We start from the raw sequence: 17,874 nt of genomic DNA, 5'->3' as shown, positions 1-17,874 counted from the left end.
AGGGTCGGTGCGCTTGCCAAGGCAGTGCGGCTCTATCTTCGCCCATTGGGCGTCCGTCAGAAGATTCCTATCCATCCAGAGCTTGAATCACATAACGACCCTTTTGTGAATCCCCACAGACCCTAGGCCCAGCACAAAGTTCCGCCCCTCGCCCGTCTGCGGGAGAGGGAGGGGCCCAAGCCCGTAAGGGCTTGGGAGGGTGAGGGCTATAAGCCTGAAAACCTCAGGCGTGTTTTTCCAGCGCGGCCACGCCCGGCAGTTCCTTGCCTTCCAGCCATTCCAGGAAGGCACCGCCCGCCGTGGAGACGTAGGAGAAGCCCTGCGCCACACCGGCATGTTCCAGGGCGGCGACCGTATCGCCACCACCGGCCACCGACAGCAGCTTGCCTTGCGCCGTCAGGTTGGCGGCGATGGCGGCCACGGCGTTGGTGGCGCTGTCGAACGGCACCAGTTCAAAGGCGCCGAACGGACCGTTCCACACCAGGGTCTTGGCGCCTTCCAGCTTCTTGCCTACCAGTTCCACGGTGGCGGGACCGGCATCCAGCATCATCTCGCCTTCCTGGATATCGGTGACGGCGGCGATGCGGTGATCGGCATTGGCCTTGAATTCACGGGCCAGCAGGCCGTCAACCGGCAGCACGATCTCGCACCCACCGCCTGCCGCCTTTTCCATGATGGCGCGGGCCTGATCGGCCATGTCGGCCTCGCAGAGCGACTTGCCGACCGACACCCCCTTGGCGAACAGGAAGGTGTTGGCCATGCCGCCACCCAGGATCAGGATATCGACCTTCGACACCATGTTCAGCAACAGGTCCAGCTTGGTGGAAATCTTGGCCCCACCGACCACGGCGGCCACCGGCCGTTCCGGGGCGGCCAGCGCCTTGCCCAGCGCTTCCAGTTCGGCCTGCATCAGGCGGCCCGCGGCGGACGGCAGCAGATGGGCGATGCCTTCGGTGGAGGCATGCGCGCGGTGGGCCGACGAGAAGGCGTCGTTGACATAGACATCGCCCAGTGCCGCCAGGCCCTTGGCCAGTTCCGGATCGTTCTTTTCCTCGCCCGCGTGGAAGCGGGTATTCTCCAGGATCAGCACGCCGCCGGGGGCCAAGGCGGCGATGGCAGATGCCGCCTTCTCACCCACACAATCCTCTGCAAAGGCGACGGGGACGCCCAGCGCCTTTTCCACGGCGGGCACGACCTGACGCAGGCTGTTCTTCGTGTCGGGGCCGTTCTTGGGGCGGCCGAAATGCGACATGACGACGACCTTGGCGCCCTTGGCCGCGATCTCCTTCAAGGTGGGGACCAGACGGTCGATGCGGGTCGTATCGGTCACCTGCCCATCGGCGACGGGCACGTTCAGGTCGGCGCGGACAAGTACCGTCTTACCGGCGACGTCGATGGTGTCGAGGGTCTGGAAGCGCATGGAAGAAGTCCCCGTCAGAATGGTTGGGCATGGGAAGCCGGAGGCGAGCAAACACCATTGCGCCCGGCCTTTCAACCGCCACCCCCGTCGGGGACATGTGCAAAAAAATCGCCGCGCGCGATAGACAGGCGTTCACGGAATTGTCATCGTTAATCTGAAACGGCCGGATTCCGGGGCGAATCAGCCCGCCGACCGTGTTTTGGCATGTGTACGGTGTATGATGTCCGGGTTGGAGATTGAACTGAAACTGGCGGTGGCGCCGTCCGATATGGACCGGCTGCGTGGGCTTTCCTGCCTGTCCGACACCATCGCGAAGCCAAAGGTCAAGTCGCTCGACAGCATCTATTTTGATACCGATGACCGGCGGTTTCTGGCCAACGGCCTGTCCTTGCGCGTGCGGCGTGTGGGGCGCAAGCTGGTCCAGACGCTGAAATCGGCGCCACAGCCGGGTGCCGGCGCTCTGGTGCGCGGGGAATGGGAGGTGGAGGTGGGCCATCCCCGGCCCGACCTGTCCCTGTTCCCCGATGCGACGATTCTGGAAGAACTGGGCGGGATCACCAACGACGATCTGGCGCCGGTGTTTGAAACCCGAATCCGCCGGCAGATCCGCCATCTGTCGCCGCGACCCGGCATCACCATCGAGCTGGCGCTGGACCAGGGGGAGATCGTGGCCCCCGGCGGCCTGTCCCTGCCGGTGCATGAGGCGGAACTGGAACTGATCGAAGGCAGCGACACCGCCGTCCTTTACGATCTGGCCCGCGCCATCCATGCCGAGGTACCGGTGCGGCTGGAAATGCTGACCAAGTCGGCGCGCGGCTATGCCCTGTCATCCGGCGCCACGCCCGTCAGCGTGAAGGCGACCAAGCTGACGCTGGACCCCGCTGCCACGGTGGAGGAATCGCTTTCCACCATCGTCCGCCACTGCCTGGGCCATATGATGGCGAACGAGCCGGTGACGCGGCAGGGCCAGGACCCGGAGGGCGTGCATCAGATGCGCGTGGCACTGCGCCGCCTGCGCTCCGCCCTGCAGATCTTTCGCCCCTTCATCCCGGCCGAGCAGATGGACAGCCTGGGCCCGCGCGTGAAGGCGCTGGCCGATGCGCTGGGTCCGGCACGGGAATGGGACGTGTTCCTGGGCGAGCTGCTGCCGCCCGTGGCGCAGGCCCTGCCCGGCCATGACGGTATTGCGGCGTTGGAAGCGGCGGCCCGTGCGGCCCGCGACCGGGGCTATGCCCTGGTCCGTTCCACCCTGGCCGATCCCACCCATACGGCCCTGCTGCTGGATCTGGCCGCCTGGGTCGATGGCCGGGAATGGCGCAACCAGCCGGTCAGCGAGCAATCGACCCTGTTGCTGTCCCCGGTCACCGACATGGCGGGCGCCCTGCTGGGCAAGCGGCACCGTCAGGCGCGCAAGCGCGGCCGGGGCTTTGCCAAGCTGGCGGCGGCACCCCGGCACGAATTGCGTATCTCCCTGAAGAAGCTGCGCTACGCCGCCGATTTTTTCCGGTCGCTCTATGAGGGCAAGGCCCTGCGCCGGTTCCTGGAGGAACTGGCCACCTTGCAGGACCATCTGGGTCATTTGCAGGATGTGGCCACGGTGGACAAGCTGGTGGCTGATCTGGAACGCACCGCCGGCACGGGCCTGCCGCCGGAATGGCGCCTGGGTGCCGGGCTGGTGGCCGGATGGCATGCACGCGGCCTGCATGATCTGGAAGACCATATCGTCGCCGACTGGCACCGTTTCACCGACGTCAAGCCCTTCTGGCAGGAAGCGGAAGAGGAGGCGGAGGAACGCTGATCCTCCGCCCAACGCAAAGGAAACCCCATGCGCACCATCCTGGTCTCCAACATCAAGGGCGGCGTCGGCAAGACCACCATCGCCACGCATCTGTCCGCCTATTTTGCGGGCCATGGGCACAAGACGGCGCTGGCCGATCTGGACCGGCAGAAATCCTCCCTGGGCTGGCTGAAGACCCGGCCGGAAACGGCTTCCCCCATCCAGGGGCTGGACTGGGTGAAGGAGATTGGAAAGGCGCCCGCGGGCACCGGCCGTCTGGTCATCGACGCGCCGGCCGCCATGCGGCCCAAGGATGTGGAGGAACTGATCCGCCTGTCCGACATCGTGGTCCTGCCCGTCCTGCCCGGCGCCTTTGACGAGGCGGCAACGGCCCGTTTCCTGGACAAGCTGGAAGAGGTGAAGGCCATCGCCAAGGAAAAGGTCCCCGTCGCCATCGTCGGCAACCGCCTGCGCGCCCGGACCAAGGCGGCGGACCGGCTGGACACCTTTCTGGCCGGCGCAGGACATCAGGTGGTGGCCCGCCTGCGCGACAGCCAGATGTATACCGATCTGGCCGCTGAGGGCCTGACCCTGTTCGATCAGAAGGCCAAGCGAGCGGCCGACCTGCGCGCCGATTGGCAGCCGCTGCTGGACTTCGTGGGATGATGGGCGCGATCCCGGTTTAACCGGCGGCCATGGCGTAAAGACCGTGACCGGGGCCTGGGCCTACAAGCACATGTTCCGGTTCGATCTCCGCCTCCACCTCCACCGGCCTTCGCCCCGACAGGTATTCGTCGCGATAGGCAAGGGTCAGGTCCCGCATCCGTGAACGCGTGTCCGACTGATAGTTGGTTGCCGGATCGGTGGTCAGCGACCGGGCATGGGTTCGCCGCAGATAAAGGAATTCCTCCAGCACAAGGGTGCGGAACCCGGCGGCCTGGGCGCGGATCACGAATTCACTGTCGGCCGTGCAGGGCCAGGGACGAAAACCGCCCAACCGCTGCCAGACGGCCCGTTTGGCAACAAACTGCCCGTCCGTGCCCATGCGCCGTTCACCATTCTCGGGCCGGTAGTCCGGCAGGGCCGGGACAACCGATGTCGGGCGCAACTGCTCGTCTGTATAAATGCTCCATGACATGCTGAGGTCGGCGCCCGTCTGCAAGGCGTCGATATGCGCGGCCAGATAGCCATCGCGCATCACATCATCGGCATCGAACCGGGCGATCAGGTCGCCCTGCGCGTATTGCATCAATGTATTGAAGGTCACATAGGTGCCGCGGTTGCGTCGCAGATGGACAATCAGCAGATCGGGGTAAGATGCGGTCGCGATATAGTCCAGCGTATCGGCGCAGCCATCAATGCCAAGCAGCACCTGCAAACGCCAGCCGGGGGGAAGCGTTTGGGCGAACACGGCATCGAGGCTGTCGCCAAGCCAGCGGCGGGCATCAAAAGCCGCGATCAGCACCGATATTGTGTGCATGGGTCACCTCCGCGTCAGGTCGTGCAGACCGCGCCGCAACAGGCCCAGCCATTGCCCCTTGGGCTGTTGCACACCGCAGAAGGGGGTCAGGTTCAGGTCGATGATCGTATGGTTCGCCCCGTCATGGACCACATCCAGACAGAAATAATCGAATGGATACAGGGCGGTGAAACCTGCCAATTGCCTGCGCAGGTCATCGGGCAGATCACCGCCGCCCGCCCACATATCCCGGCGATCGAGATGAAACCAGCGATCCTCCGGGTGTTCGTCTTCCTTTTTGATCAGATCATCGCTATGGGCCAGGATACAGATCATCATGTCGCCACAGCCATAGACGCGATACAGCGTGTCGTCATGGGCGATGTAATTCTCGATCACCAGATCCGGGTTATCCCACCAGAGCGGGTCGATCTCGTCACGTCGCAGCAGGCGGTAATCATTCCAGGCCCGGATCGGGCAATCCGGGGAAACGGAGAAGAGGGGCTGAAGGTCGGGGGGCAGCGCCAGTTCCGCCTTGCCGCCGAAATTCAGGTTGGTCTTGACGAACAATAGCTGATCACCCGGCCCCTGCCGCGCCGCCCGCGCACAGCGCACGCCGGCACGTTCCAGCATCATATGCAGGGTCCGCTTGCGCATGTCGGCCAGACCGGCATTCAGCAGCCTGATCCCCCGCTCCGCGATCCGCCGTTCCAGTTCCGCCCGCCGACGCGGAAACAGGGCCGCATGCGACAGGCAATTATGGAACAGCACAGTGTCGATGCCGGGGCCACAGGCACGATCCAGAACAGCCCAATCATCCTCCCATCCCGCCTCCTGATGGGATTCCACCAGATGGCTGATCAGGTATCCGCGCCAGGCATTCATTTCATACGCCAGGATATTGGCCAGCTTTTCCATGGTTCCCTGCCTGAAAACTCAACGACGACGGTCGACCACGGTCGCGGTCTTGCTGGTGGTGGGGTCGATATGCAGATCGGCCAGCTTCACCGACCGCACATGCACCGCCTTGCTGTCCCTGTCTTCCTTCATATGCCGGCGCAAACGATCATCGATGGCGGCAAGGGCGGCCGGATCGTCACAGACCACATGCAGGCCCAGCCGGTCGCAGCCATCGCTGCCGAAATCCAGTACCACCTGCCAATGCGGACAGGCGCCGGCCACCGTTGAAAAGCCGCTATCGTCATAGGTGATCTCGTAGAACCGGAATGTCAGCGGTCGCCGGCCGCGAACCTCCAGCATGCGCTCCCCCGCCCTTTCCACCAGCCGGCCGACATCACCCTGGCTATAGCGGAACAGCGGAAAGCGCTTGCGCCAGGTGTTGGTGACCACGATCTCGCCAAAACCATCGGCGTCCGGCGCCTCGATCTCCACCAGCACTTGCGGCAGGGTGCTGAACAATCCCGGCTCCTTGCTGGCGTTGCAAACCGCCCAGATACCGGTTTCGGCGCCGCCATAGAGGGACCAGACCTGACGGACGCCGAAGGTGCGACACAGATGGGCGCGCACGCTGTCGCGCAACAGCTCTCCTGCATAGAGCAACTGCGGGATCTGCGGCGGCGCCGCACCATTTTCATGGCACCAGTTGGCGAGCAGGGTCAGCACCGACGGCGTGCCTGCCAGATGGGTGGGCTGGAACAATTCGGCCGCCGCGTGCATGTCGCGGTAGGGCGCCTGCGCGCTCATCGGCAGGGTGGTGGCATAGCATCGTTCCAGCAGATCATCGATGATCGACGCCGTGCGGTACAGGCCGGTATAGGCGAAAAGATTGAGCACCACCGATTGCGGGGAAAACACCCCGCGTGCCGTCAGTCCTGCCGCCAAAGCCTGCCGCTGGGCATGGTTTTCCGCAATATCCACGGGGAAAATCAGCGGGGCTGCCGTCCTGCCGCCCGATCGCACCAGATAGACGCCGCGCCTTTCCGCGGCGGGGGAGAAACCGTGCAGGACGGTCAGCAGGTCGCTTTTCTGGCAGGATGGCGCTGTCCGCCAATCCTGGCATCCCTCATAGAATGACCGCCAGAACGGATGATGGCGGGCGATCTCGAACGACTGGGCCATGGCGTGGTCAAAATCCGCGCCAATTTTGCCTGATGACCGGGTCATGCGACCTCCCGCATCTTCGGCAGGCCGATGCCGTAATGCGTCAGCAAGGCTCCGTGGGCGGCACAGAAGGCGGCGCACGCGGACGGGTCGGACAGGCTTGTCATCGCGAAATCCAGCCAGCGCCGCCCCAGCAAGTGGCACAGCCGGCGGTCATCGGCATCGTCGCTGTACCGGAACCGTTCCAGGCTGGGGGGAATTTGCAGGTGCCGCCAATCGCTGAATCGGCGATGCGACAGGCTGTCGGGCAAAATCCGGTATTGGATCATCGGGACCGCCAGCAGGCCGGCCACCGGCCTGTCCACCCCGGCATTGCGGCGGCCGATACGTTTGGCGATACGGTACCAGAAATCGATATTCTCGTTCACATGGCGGCCATCCACGAACCGTTCATGACCGATCACGCCGCGCCGCACCGCTACATTGCTGGCGCGGCCCATGAAAAAGCTGGGATCGCCGGCGGTGGTGGTCAGGCGCGGCAGAAGGTGCAGATCCCCACCTGCGGCGATGGTCTCCCGGCGCAAGAGGTCGGCGCTGGGAAAACGTTCGCCGGACGGCAGGGAATCGTACCCCAGAACCAGCAAATCCAACGCGTGGTCGCGCATACTATCCAGGATCCGGGCACCGCAATCGGCGCGCCAGCAATCATCAGCATCCAGAAAGGCCAGCACCCGGCCCGTTGCCCGCTCCAGGCCGCGATTGCGGGCCGTACTGGGACCGGCATTATCGGATTGGCGCAGCAATTCCACACGGCGAACGCCGATCGCCCGCAACCGTGACAGGGCCACGCCGGCACGCTCGGCACTCCCGTCGGTAGAGGCGTCGTCCACCACGATCACCTCGTCCGGCAACCGTGTTTGCCGGCCCAGGGAGGCCAGGGTTTCCTCAATATATTCGGCCTTGTTATACAAGGGGATGACAACGGAAAGGCTCATGATGCCACCATGCAGGGATAGAGTTTCCCACGGTCCTGGTGCAGGTTGATCACGGCCTCATCGGAGCCGCGGAACAACCCGCTGCCATAACAGACGCTGTCGCGGCACAGCAGCATGCCCACCATATGGATCGGCTGTGCATAATCCGGATCCACAAACGCAAGCTGCTGCAAATAAGGTTGGAACATCAGGTGCCGCCAGTCCCGCCGGATCATTTCGGCCCAGTGATCCGCGCTGCATCGCGACCGCACCAGCGTTCCGATGCCCCGCCCGCCGCTGCTCGGCTTGGCGATCCAATCGCCCTCTTGCCGCAGCAGTTCCTCCGCATCGGCAGCGGACCGGGCACAGGTGGAAAAAATCAGATGCGGCTGCAACTGGGCATAAAGATCGGCCGGCATGGCATCCCGCATGATCGCCGCATCCGACAGCACCGCCAGGACACGCTTGTCATGCACCAGGATCAACGTGCGGACATCGTTGAAATAGTTCCCGCGCTCCACAAGATGGGCCAAAACCTCCGGCGACAGTGTCAGCAATTCAGTGCGGTCCAGTTGCAGGATGAATTGATCCGGACGGCAGCCCTTGGCCTGCACATATCCGTCGTGCATCACCAGTTCCTGTGGCGAAACGGCGACGAAGCCAACCCCGGCGCGCCGGAGATGGGTCGACAGATAATCAACCTCCCCGCCCGGTTCCCGCCCATGCACCAGGGCTGCTGTGCTCCCCCGCGGAAACAGGGCACAGAGATCATCCCAGAAATCGGCATGACCACGCGACCAGGCATGGCTGACCATCCAGCCATTGAAGGGGTAGCGTGCACCGATCTCACAAATCCGCGCCGTACCGTCGCGGTCGAAGATCAGATCCGGTCTGTACCAGCCGACCTGATAGGGCTTCGACGCCGCCTGGCGCAGGATCTGTTCCAGCGCGGGGGGCAGCGCATAGATCGCCGCAATCCGTGGATCGACGAAATACCGCTCGACCACCGCCCGGACTGCCAGATCAATCAGGGGACCCAGCCGGCGCATCTGATCGCGATAGCCATCGGGCAGCAGCAAAGCACGTCGCGAACACAGATTGTCGGCCGGTGACAGGCCGGCAATGGGCTGTGAAGCCGGCACCCATCCGGCATTGCCCATCTCGATCAGCGTCGGGTGCAGGCTGTTATGCATTGCCGGCGGGAACCGCCGCCTTCAGGACGGCCGCTTTCTTTGCCATATAGGAATGGACGATGGACGCGAGATCGTACTGGGTCCAATCAATGCCGAACGCCCTTTCATAGCGGGCCATGGCATCCACGGCATGGAAGAAATGCCTGCTTTCCGTGCCGCCACAATGCACCTTGATCCAGCGAAGGGTACGCTCCCGCTCACGCTCGCCGAACGAATATGTATCGGTCAGCCATTTGCTAAAGAGCGGCAGAATAAACTCCACCTCCCCATGCGTATAAATTTCGTGAACCAATGTCGTCAGCAAGGCGAGCGCAAGATCCGCCTCGCGCAACGACATGTGGTCCTTCCATTTCTTGAACTCGATGGCCGTTTTGTCGATATATTGGGTCATCAGCCAGCCATCGTCGCCGATGATGCCCGTTGCCATCTCGTGAAACATCTGCGAATGCAGAATGCGGTGCGTCACCGCCAGATCCTCATCGGTGATCCGGTGCAGGCAGACAAGCGTCTGCAACAGTTCGAGCTTGTCCTGCACATGCCCTTCGCGATGCAGCACCAAAGTCAGCCGATTGCTGATCCCGGAAACCGTCATGGCGCTGTTGTTGGTTTGGCTCCAACTGGCAAAGAAGCGCCGAAGGTCATCGGGGCGCTGTTCGCGCGATGTCAGGGTACGAAACCCGTTCTCGATGACCACAAAATCTTCATTAACCGTTGAGAATGCTTCCAGAAGCGGTGTTCTGACGGAAACATCCGGCATTGATCGCAAAACAGGAAAAATAAGCGAGGCGAGACCGTCCATGCCCTTCAACTCCTCAGAGGTTCAGATTTTCCATGGGGAGATTCAAATACTGCGAAACAGCACCTTAAATAGAATATTCTACAAAAATTCCGCGCTTATTTATTGATATGGTCATATTATTATGGCGGGCAAAATTAGCCATGCCACCCTTAGCGTATCGCCGATCAGAAGCACCAGACGAGTCCGGTTCTGAATATTTTATAAATAAATCAACATGATAAGAAGTTTCGCCGCGCATACACTCTACCGTTGCACGCCCCTTCTCGTCCGTTTCAGGACCGTTTCCCTACCGGCATCGGGAAAACAGCCCCGATAAATCTGGCCACCCGGACGCCTGACAGAAGTGTGGGTGGCGCTGACTGTCCCACCCAAAGGCAAAGGCTTTCGATCGGGTTGTGAGATCGGTTGATGAGGACGGGGCGCACGGCCCGAAGGCGGCGGGCTTATTACCTGCAAGGTAATCGCAAGCCCCTGCCGGCCGCGCCATGATCGGCCCATCGGAAATCAGAACGATGGAGAGCATCATGGGTATCAGCGTTTTCACCCGCCAGCTTCTGCTGATTGACGCCGCGACCTGTGCGGCATCGGGACTTCTGTTCACGCTGGGTGCCGGTCTGCTGGAACCGTTGCTGGGCCTGCCGGGCTGGTTGTTGATGGAGGCGGGGATCGTGCTGTTCCCGGCGGCCCTGCTGGCCGGTTTTGCCGGGCGGCGGGTGGGGGTGGGCACCGGGCCGGCACGGGCCATGGTGGCGTTGAACCTGGCCTGGGCTGTGGGCAGCCTGGCCCTGCTGACCGCAGGCTGGACCACGGCGCTGGGCACCGGGTTCGTTCTGGTACAGGCTTTCGCCGTGGGTGGCCTGGCCCTAGCGCAGATGCTCAGCCTGCGCCAGGGGAGCCGTCTGGCTCAGGCGTAATGGCCGGCCAGGTCGCCGAACAGACGATCATAGAAGGCGTCCGTGTCCTTGACGCGGATCATCACCTCCACGCTGCCGGCCCCGTCCGGCAGCAGCAGGCCGGCACCGATGCCGGTCCCTTCCTGTGCGATATGCGCCTGGGCCCGCACGGTTTCGAAAAACTCCGGATAGAACAGGCCCGCGACGGCGGTCGGGTCATGCAGGAAGGCACCGTCGGTGTGGAATTTCGGCTTGTCCAGGTGATAGGGCGCATTCAGCATCAACGCCACCTCCCGCCCGAAACGCGGCAGGGCGCGGGCAGCGGCCATGCGGGCGGGGTTGGAGATCAACTGGTGCGTCACGTCGGCAGGGGCCAGCAGAACAGGCACACCGCCATTCAACACCGATTGCGCTGCCGCCGCATCCATCCAGAAATTGAATTCCGCAAACGGCGTGACATTGCCCCGGCGTACAAAATTGGGCGGCAGCGGCGCGAACGACCCGCCCATGGCCACAATGCGGCCGATGCGAGCATAGGCGTCGGGCGCCTGCCGCCGCAACAGGGCCAGGTTGGTCAGGGGACCGGTCGCCAGGATGGTGACGGTGCGCACCGGGCATGACCGCAGCGTCTGGGCCATCCAGCCGACCGCGTCCGGTGAAGCGGCCGACCGCAGCGAGGGCGCCAGCACCAACTCACCCAGCCCCGATTCCGCAAAGGCGCCATCACCGGGCGGCGGTTCATCCTTGCCCAACGGCGCCTTGGCCCCGGCATGCACGGGAATATCCGGCATGCCGACATGGTCCAGGAAGGACAGCGCGTTGGCCGTGGTGCGGTCCAGCGTGACATTGCCATTGACCGTGCAGATGCCCAGAATCCGCGCCCGCTGCGGCAGCGCCAGCACCCACATCCAGGCCAGAAGATCATCGGTACCGGGATCACCATCCAGGATCAGGGAAAGGGGCTGTGTCATCGGGCCATACGATCATGCGGTTGCGACTGACCGCAGATTAGTGCGCTTTGGCACTGGCGGGAAAGGGGGACGGTATCACAGGGATCACGCGACCAGCCTGTTGCTTCCGCCCCTCCGCGCGGCCTCCATCCGCTGTTCGGCAAGGCGCACCATGTCGGCCGGCGTGGTCATGCCCGGTTCGAACCGGGCAAGGCCGGCCGACAGCGTGACCATGGCATGGGGGCTGCGCTGATGCGGCAGAGCAAGGCCCGCGACCATGTCCAGGATCTGACGCACCTGCCCCTCCAGCGCCGCCGGCTCCACGGCGGTCAGGATGATGCCCAGCCGTGCCCCGCCATGGCGATAAACACGGTCCCCCTGCCCCACCTGCCGTGCCACGGCACGGAACAGGGTACGCAAAACCTGATCCCCGGCGGCGGCACCATAGGCGTCGTTATAGGCCTGGAAATGATCGATTTCCGCCAGGACCAGTGCAAAAGCGGCTTTCCCCTGGCGGCAGGCCAGATCATGCACACTGCGCAGATCGGCATCGAAGGCGCGGCGGTTATGGGTGCCGGTCAGCGGATCGTGAAGGCTCCATTCCTCCAACTGCTTGTTGGCGGCCTCCAGCGCTTCGGTGCGCAGCACGACCTGTTCAGCCAGGCTGTCAGACGCGTCACGCACACGCGCCGCCATGTCCTGGAACGACCGGGCCAGCAGCCCGATCTCGTCCTGCGCCGCCGTCGGCAGCCGCGACTGGCCGTCGGCCACGGCCGCATATTCTCCGGCCGCCACCTTTTCCGACGCCTCCTTCAATTGCAGGATCGGGTCCGCCACCTGCCGGCGCAGCAGGATGAAGACCAGCGCCAGCATGGCCAGGAAATAGGCCATGCCCATGGCCATGATGGCGCTGGCTGCCTGATGCGCCTTGGCCGCCACCAGGGATTTCGGATAGCGCGCAATGAACCACCAGTCCGGCCCCTGCAGCCGCGTCACCGCCAGATAGGCCCCGTCCTCCGCATCATCGACGACCCAGACGTCATCGGCGGCGACCGGGGCGACCTTGCGCCGTTCTACGCTTTCGCCGATCAGGGCATGGATACGCAACAAACCCGGATCGCCCAGCTTCTTCAGGTTGATGGTGGCCAGTTCCTTGCGCAGCCGGTCCATCCATAGCGGATGGGCCACCAGATGCCCGTCTGCCGCCAACACGAAATTATAGGTGCCGGGCAAATGGTCGGTGATCAGCCGGTCCATCAGATCATTCACCAGAACATCGTGACCGGCATTGATCAGGTGCCGCCCCTGGTAATCGACCGGCAATTGATAGGTAACCATCCAGGCCTTGGCCGTATGGTCATGATAGAGCGGCGTCCACACGGCGCGACGCTGTGGATTCTCGGGAAACATCGTGGAGCGCACGACCGAAAAGGCCGTCATGTCCAGATTGGCCTCCACCTCCAACCCCCAGGCGAAGGCCGGCCAATACATCACCATGGCGTTTTCCGGCATGCTGATGGTGGTATTGATGAAACGGCTGTTCCATGCCGGACCGTATTCAGCCAAAAGATGATAAGACAATACCAGCCGTCGTTTCAGTTCCGCTGGAATATTCTGCTGATTGGCGCCAATGAAACCGGACATTCCCTTATGTCCGATACCTTCCCGATTGATGACACCATCGAAATATTCACGGCGAAGGCGGGTGGCGCCATCCTCCCCGCGCTGGAAAAACGCGTCGAAATCCGGGTTCGGCAGGATGTCCGGATTGGCATAAAGGTCCAGGAACCGGTCGCGGAACGCATCCATATTGGCGGCAGCCAATTGAAAGATGGCACTTTCCGTGCGGCCGCGTTCCAGCAGATGCGCCTTGAGCTGCTCCAGCGCCTCGCGTTCTTCACGATCATAGATGGTTGAATAACCGATGGCCGTGAGCGCCAGGACGATCACCATGGACCAGCCGGCAAGCCGCACGACAAAGCCCCCCAGAAGGGTGCCGGACAAACGGGCCAGCGGCGCCGGCAACAGCCATCCCGCCTTGCTCGCATCCACGGCCGCACCCTTTCCGCTGCTGCTATCCTGAAAAGGTTATCTTTGTGTGTTTGCTGCGGTCAAGCCATGAAAGCGAACAGGTCGAGCGAGAAACAATTCACACCGCATTCTCGTTCAATGTGTGGCGGGCATAGCGGGGGGCGGATCACCCTTCAGCATGCCCTTCCCACGATAAAAACGCTCCGCCCCCGGATGCAAGGGGACGGACAGTCCGGTCAGTGCCGTTGCCAACTGGATGGACCGGCCGCGCGGATGACCGTTATCCAGCATGGACCGGGTCTGTTCGTTCCACAGCGCGGCCGTGATGTCATGGACCAGCTCCGGCTTCAGATCGCCGCGCACCGCCCAAATGGCCCCAACCCCCAGGCTGCGGGTGGCTGGCACACCTTCATAGGTGTCCGCGTCGATCCGGGCTTCGGTGAAATGCGGCAGCCGTTTCATCAACTGGGCAGCGCGGGCATCATCGAACGGCACCAGGGAAATGGGGATACGCCGCGCCAGATCGGCAACCGCCGGCAACGGATAGCCACCAACGATAAGGAAAGCGTCCAGTTCACCCGCTTCCAGCCGGTCGCCGCCGGCGGCGGGGCTGAGATAGAAGGGCTTCACGGTTTTTTCCGACAGGCCATAGGTGGCCAGAAGCGCGCGGGCCGTGACCAGGGTGCCCGACCCTTGTTCACCGAGCGCAACCCGCTTGCCCTTCAGGTCGGCCGGGCTTTTGATGCCGCTGCCGGCGCGGGTGACGAGATGGATCGTCTCCGTATAAAGGTTGGCGATGGCGCGCAGGTCGGCATAGCCCGTCTTCTGGAACGGGTCCTGGCCGGTCAAGGCCACATGCGCGATATCGGCCTGGACCAGGGCCGATTCGAGCCGGCGCGACCGCATCAGGCCGATATTATCAACAGCGCCGGAGGTGGCCTGCGCCACGACGATCAGACCCGGAACACCGCAGGCCCCACCCCGGTCACAGGGGCGCGACCCCGGCGGATTGGACACGGCATTGGCCAGAAGGCCGCCGATCAGGAAATAGGTGCCGCCTGTAGTGCCGGTCCCGATCTGAAAGAACCGCACCTGATCACTGGCAGGTGCCGCCAGGGCGGCTGGAATGGCCAGCAGGCCGAGACCCATGCCCAGAAAGGTGCGACGTCGCAGGACTGCGGACATCTTGTCGGCTTCGGGCGGGGTAGTCGGAGGTTCCGTTGGATTGGGCATGGCGAGCGCCCTTTCCTTGATTGCTGATGATCATACCATGGTGCGCCGCCCATCCGGACAGTGCAACCGGTACGGACACGAAATGGTATGGATGGCGACAAAAGTCGGGGCCTGTGGCCGATATCCAACGTTTTTTGTCACAAGACGTTCAAAAGCATCAACAGGCCCAGCAGCGCGATCAACGCCCCCGACAGCCGCGACGCCTTGCCGCCGCCCAACTGATAAAGCGTGGCCGACAGCCCGACGCCCGACGACATGACCAGCACACAACCCGTCAGCATGCCGGGCCAGAACAGGACGTTGGTGGTGACCGGCCCGCCCCATTGCGACAGGTTGATGCCGTGCAGCGCCCCCACGGCGGCAGCCATGACCAGTCCGACAATGGCAGGCAGGGTCAGGGTCGCGGCCAGCAACCCGCCAAGCACGACCAGCGACGCCTCCAGCGCCAGACCGGTATAGGGCAGGTGCAGCCCGCTGCGCGTCAACAACCCGGCGATGATGCCGGCCGCCAGGGCCAGCCCTGCCCCCGTCCCCGGCGCCCCACGACCCTGCATGTCCAGCCAGAGACCCAGCCCCAGCAGGCCGAACAGATGCACATAGGTCAGCACGGGCCCGGCCAGCCCCGAGGAGAAGCCAGGCGGCACGGAGGCAGCCAGGGCCGTGGCGGGCAGCAGCACCAGGGCAAGGGTCAGACACAGGGCGATCGGCAGGCGCATGGGGGATCCCGGTGGCGTCAAACCCGTCCTTGATGGCCGCAAGGCATGGGCCGGGTCAAGCGCATGACGACGGGCGGGACCCAACAGGACCCCGCCCCGACACACCGATCAGCGATTCACGGACCGGGCGGCGCTGTCAAATAATATCGGCCAACTCCTTGGGCTCGTAAGGCGGGCTGCCTGGGCGCCATTCTGCTGGCCACATCGGGCCAGCCCGTGGCGGCGCTGGCCCTGCTGAACCGACAGGTCAAGGAACTGCGCGAGCCCATCTATGACCATATCGGTGGCTGGAACCCGATATAGGGAATGGGAAGCGGTCCTATAGGGGACAATGCCCCCTACCCCCCGCCCCTCTATCGCGCTATGTAGGGGCGATGGCCGCAGGGGTGACCGACCGGAGAAATGTGTGATGAAGCTTTATGGTGTCCTGCTGAGCCCCTACGTCACCCGGGTGCTGCTGGCCATCCGGCACAAGGGGCTGGACATACCGCTGGCGCCGCCGCCGGGCGGCGGGTTGAAATCGCCGGAATATCTGGCCATCAACCCCTATGGCAAAATGCCGGCCCTGGAAGCCGATGGCATCGCCATCATCGAATCCGAGGTGATCTGCGAATTCCTGGATGAGCGTTTCCCCGAAAAACGCATCCTGCCGGGCAGCGATCTGGAACGGGCACGCGCCCGCATCATCAGCCGGGCCGCCGATCTCTACATCCTGCCGTCACTTCTGGGCCTGCTGGGCCAGATGAACCCGGCGACCCGCGACGCCCGCCTGGTGGCGGAAAAGCTGGCCGAGCTGAAGCGTGGGCGCGACGGGCTGGAAACCTTCATCAGTGGCCCCTGGTGCATGGGGGATCAGTTCACCCTGGCGGACTGCGCCATGGTGCCCGCCTGTTTCTTCCTGGAGAAGTTCCTGCCGGCCTTCGGCGGCATCGACATGTTCGCCGACCATCCGCGCATGGGTGCCGTCTGGCGCCATGCCCAGAACGATCCGATGGTGGCCAATCTGTTGAAGGAAATGAACGGCGCGCTGGACGATTTCATGCGCCGTCGCGCTGCGAATAGCTGAGGGCCGTCGGCCGCGGCGGCCCATGATCAGACCGGAAACCTCTCCCTTCGGCAGGGAATGACGCAAGTGTGCTATCCGCTTCGTCCTATTGCTTTGGTGGGGGCGCACACCGCATAGTGCGCTGCCCCGGTGCCAGGGCAGGTTGGCGGTGAGGTTTCGGGTTGGTAGCGCCTGCTGTTCGATCTTTGCTCTGGTTGCTGCTGGCGGGCTTTGTCCTGTTGTTGCCTTCCATGGCGGCGGCAACCGACCTGCGCATCGGCCTGATGAATCTGGCACCTGCGGCTGATCCGCATCTGGCGTCCAATCGCGCCGATTACATGATGCATAATCAGATTTATGAGGGGCTGGTCGGGGTCGATGCCGCCTATCGTCCCGTGCCGCTGCTGGCCGATCGCTGGGAACAGACGGGGAGCGGGGTCTGGCTGTTCCATCTGCGCCGGGATGTGCGGTTCCAGAATGGTCAGCCCTTCACGGCGCGTGATGTGCTGTACAGCTTCTGCCGCGTGGCGAAGGTGGGACCGGAACCGCGTGCCATGGCGGCACGTCTGGATGGCGTGGCCGCCGTGGAAACGCCGGACCCCTTCACCGTGCTGATCCGCTACCAAACGCCCATGGCGGTTTTCCCCAGCGATGCGGCCAGCGTGCCCATCGTGGCGGCGCCCGCCAACCTTCAGATCACCTATTCAAGCAGTGGCTGTGCCGACCAGGATTGGGGAAGCAGCGACCGCTATGCCAACCCCGCCACGGGCGCCGGCACCGGCCCGTTTCGTCTGGCCCGCTATGGCACCGGCTCCATCATGTTGGACCGCAACCCGGATTATTGGGGCCGGCCTGCGGACTGGGAGCATCTGCACCTGATCCGCCTGACCGAAAACGACCGGGTGCCCTACCTGCTGGAAGGGCGGATCGACATCCTGGACAACCCTTCCCTGGAATCCCTGCCCTTCTTCGCCAAACGACCGGGCATCACCCTTGTCGAGGGGCGGTCGACTGGCGTGACCTATCTGCAAGCCAACCAGCGCGCGGCGGCGGGACCCGGCGGTCCCAACCGGTTCCGCGACCTGCGGGTGCGTCAGGCGCTGCTGCTGGCGCTGCCGTCCCGCATGCTGGCCGAACGGATCGTGCCGGGCTTTGGCACGGTGACGTCTCAGATGGCGATGGCGGGTATGGACGCCCATGTGCCGGAAATCCCGGACGACGAGTACGACCCCGCCCGCGCCCGTCAACTTCTGGCCGATGCCGGCTTTGCCAACGGGTTCGACACCACCTTGCTGGTGACACCGATGCAGGCCAAGGTGGGAG

Annotated in this window: 16 protein-coding genes; 5 read left to right on the top strand and 11 right to left on the bottom strand. The window is 63.8% G+C overall.

Translation table 11 applies throughout. The features are described from left to right. Positions 1-223 precede the first annotated feature (223 nt). The gene (pgk, locus tag KBA48_RS26485) at positions 224-1,420 is read right to left on the bottom strand and encodes a phosphoglycerate kinase (RefSeq protein ID WP_292911696.1); all 1,197 of its coding nucleotides are present in this window, start codon (positions 1,418-1,420) and stop codon (positions 224-226) included. A gap of 217 nt (positions 1,421-1,637) precedes the next feature. Between pgk and KBA48_RS26480 the strand changes: the two genes are divergently transcribed. Both KBA48_RS26480 and KBA48_RS26475 read left to right on the top strand, forming a co-directional pair. Then, positions 1,638-3,218, top strand: coding sequence for a CYTH and CHAD domain-containing protein (locus KBA48_RS26480; protein ID WP_292911695.1), 1,581 nt, complete (start codon positions 1,638-1,640; stop codon positions 3,216-3,218). Positions 3,219-3,245: 27 nt separating this feature from the next. After that, positions 3,246-3,863 carry a ParA family protein gene (locus KBA48_RS26475; protein ID WP_292911694.1) on the top strand — a complete coding sequence of 206 codons (618 nt, stop codon included), beginning with the start codon at positions 3,246-3,248 and terminating at the stop codon, positions 3,861-3,863. Positions 3,864-3,879: 16 nt separating this feature from the next. On the opposite strand, the gene KBA48_RS26470 is transcribed toward KBA48_RS26475, so the two are convergent. Genes KBA48_RS26470 through KBA48_RS26445 form a run of 6 tightly spaced genes read right to left on the bottom strand, consistent with a single transcriptional unit; the run spans position 3,880 to position 9,683 of the window. Next, positions 3,880-4,677, bottom strand: coding sequence for a glycosyltransferase family 2 protein (locus KBA48_RS26470; RefSeq protein WP_292911693.1), 798 nt, complete (start codon positions 4,675-4,677; stop codon positions 3,880-3,882). Positions 4,678-4,680: 3 nt separating this feature from the next. Then, entirely contained in the window at positions 4,681-5,574 is an 894-nt protein-coding gene (locus KBA48_RS26465) for a hypothetical protein (protein WP_292911692.1), read from the bottom strand. A gap of 18 nt (positions 5,575-5,592) precedes the next feature. Further along, positions 5,593-6,780: a hypothetical protein gene (locus tag KBA48_RS26460; RefSeq protein ID WP_292911691.1), complete on the bottom strand. Its 1,188-nt coding sequence runs from the start codon at positions 6,778-6,780 to the stop codon at positions 5,593-5,595. After that, positions 6,777-7,712, bottom strand: coding sequence for a glycosyltransferase family 2 protein (locus KBA48_RS26455; protein WP_292911690.1), 936 nt, complete (start codon positions 7,710-7,712; stop codon positions 6,777-6,779). Before KBA48_RS26455 ends, KBA48_RS26460 begins: the two co-directional genes overlap by 4 nt. Beyond that, on the bottom strand, positions 7,709-8,884 hold the full coding sequence (locus KBA48_RS26450; RefSeq protein WP_292911689.1) for a hypothetical protein: 1,176 nt from the start codon (positions 8,882-8,884) through the stop codon (positions 7,709-7,711). The genes KBA48_RS26455 and KBA48_RS26450 overlap by 4 nt, the downstream gene beginning before the upstream one ends. Beyond that, complete coding sequence (locus tag KBA48_RS26445; RefSeq protein WP_292911688.1) at positions 8,877-9,683, bottom strand: hypothetical protein; 807 nt, start codon at positions 9,681-9,683, stop codon at positions 8,877-8,879. Before KBA48_RS26445 ends, KBA48_RS26450 begins: the two co-directional genes overlap by 8 nt. 524 nt (positions 9,684-10,207) lie before the next feature. On the opposite strand from KBA48_RS26445, the gene KBA48_RS26440 reads away from it, so the two are divergent. Continuing rightward, positions 10,208-10,597 carry a hypothetical protein gene (locus KBA48_RS26440; RefSeq protein WP_292911687.1) on the top strand — a complete coding sequence of 130 codons (390 nt, stop codon included), beginning with the start codon at positions 10,208-10,210 and terminating at the stop codon, positions 10,595-10,597. On the opposite strand, the gene KBA48_RS26435 is transcribed toward KBA48_RS26440, so the two are convergent. From KBA48_RS26435 to KBA48_RS26420, 4 genes are all read right to left on the bottom strand, one after another. Further along, positions 10,588-11,547 carry a nucleoside hydrolase gene (locus KBA48_RS26435; protein ID WP_292911686.1) on the bottom strand — a complete coding sequence of 320 codons (960 nt, stop codon included), beginning with the start codon at positions 11,545-11,547 and terminating at the stop codon, positions 10,588-10,590. The genes KBA48_RS26440 and KBA48_RS26435 overlap by 10 nt on opposite strands. 84 nt (positions 11,548-11,631) lie before the next feature. After that, positions 11,632-13,578 (bottom strand): GGDEF domain-containing protein, encoded by a 1,947-nt coding sequence (locus KBA48_RS26430; RefSeq protein ID WP_292911685.1) that lies wholly within the window; start codon positions 13,576-13,578, stop codon positions 11,632-11,634. A 114-nt stretch (positions 13,579-13,692) separates the two neighbouring features. Continuing rightward, the gene (locus KBA48_RS26425; RefSeq protein WP_292911684.1) at positions 13,693-14,742 is read right to left on the bottom strand and encodes a TAXI family TRAP transporter solute-binding subunit; all 1,050 of its coding nucleotides are present in this window, start codon (positions 14,740-14,742) and stop codon (positions 13,693-13,695) included. Between the two features lie 185 nt (positions 14,743-14,927). Further along, positions 14,928-15,506, bottom strand: coding sequence for a HupE/UreJ family protein (locus KBA48_RS26420; RefSeq protein ID WP_292911683.1), 579 nt, complete (start codon positions 15,504-15,506; stop codon positions 14,928-14,930). Positions 15,507-15,915: 409 nt separating this feature from the next. On the opposite strand from KBA48_RS26420, the gene KBA48_RS26415 reads away from it, so the two are divergent. Both KBA48_RS26415 and KBA48_RS26410 read left to right on the top strand, forming a co-directional pair. Then, entirely contained in the window at positions 15,916-16,572 is a 657-nt protein-coding gene (locus tag KBA48_RS26415) for a glutathione S-transferase family protein (RefSeq protein WP_292911682.1), read from the top strand. A 185-nt stretch (positions 16,573-16,757) separates the two neighbouring features. Continuing rightward, the coding region (locus tag KBA48_RS26410) for an ABC transporter substrate-binding protein (protein WP_292911681.1) at positions 16,758-17,874 on the top strand (1,117 nt) is incomplete at its 3' end.

Source organism: Niveispirillum sp. (assembly GCF_017996735.1).
Taxonomy (GTDB): Bacteria; Pseudomonadota; Alphaproteobacteria; order Azospirillales; family Azospirillaceae; genus Niveispirillum.
This window is presented reverse-complemented; position numbering and strand designations above follow the sequence as displayed.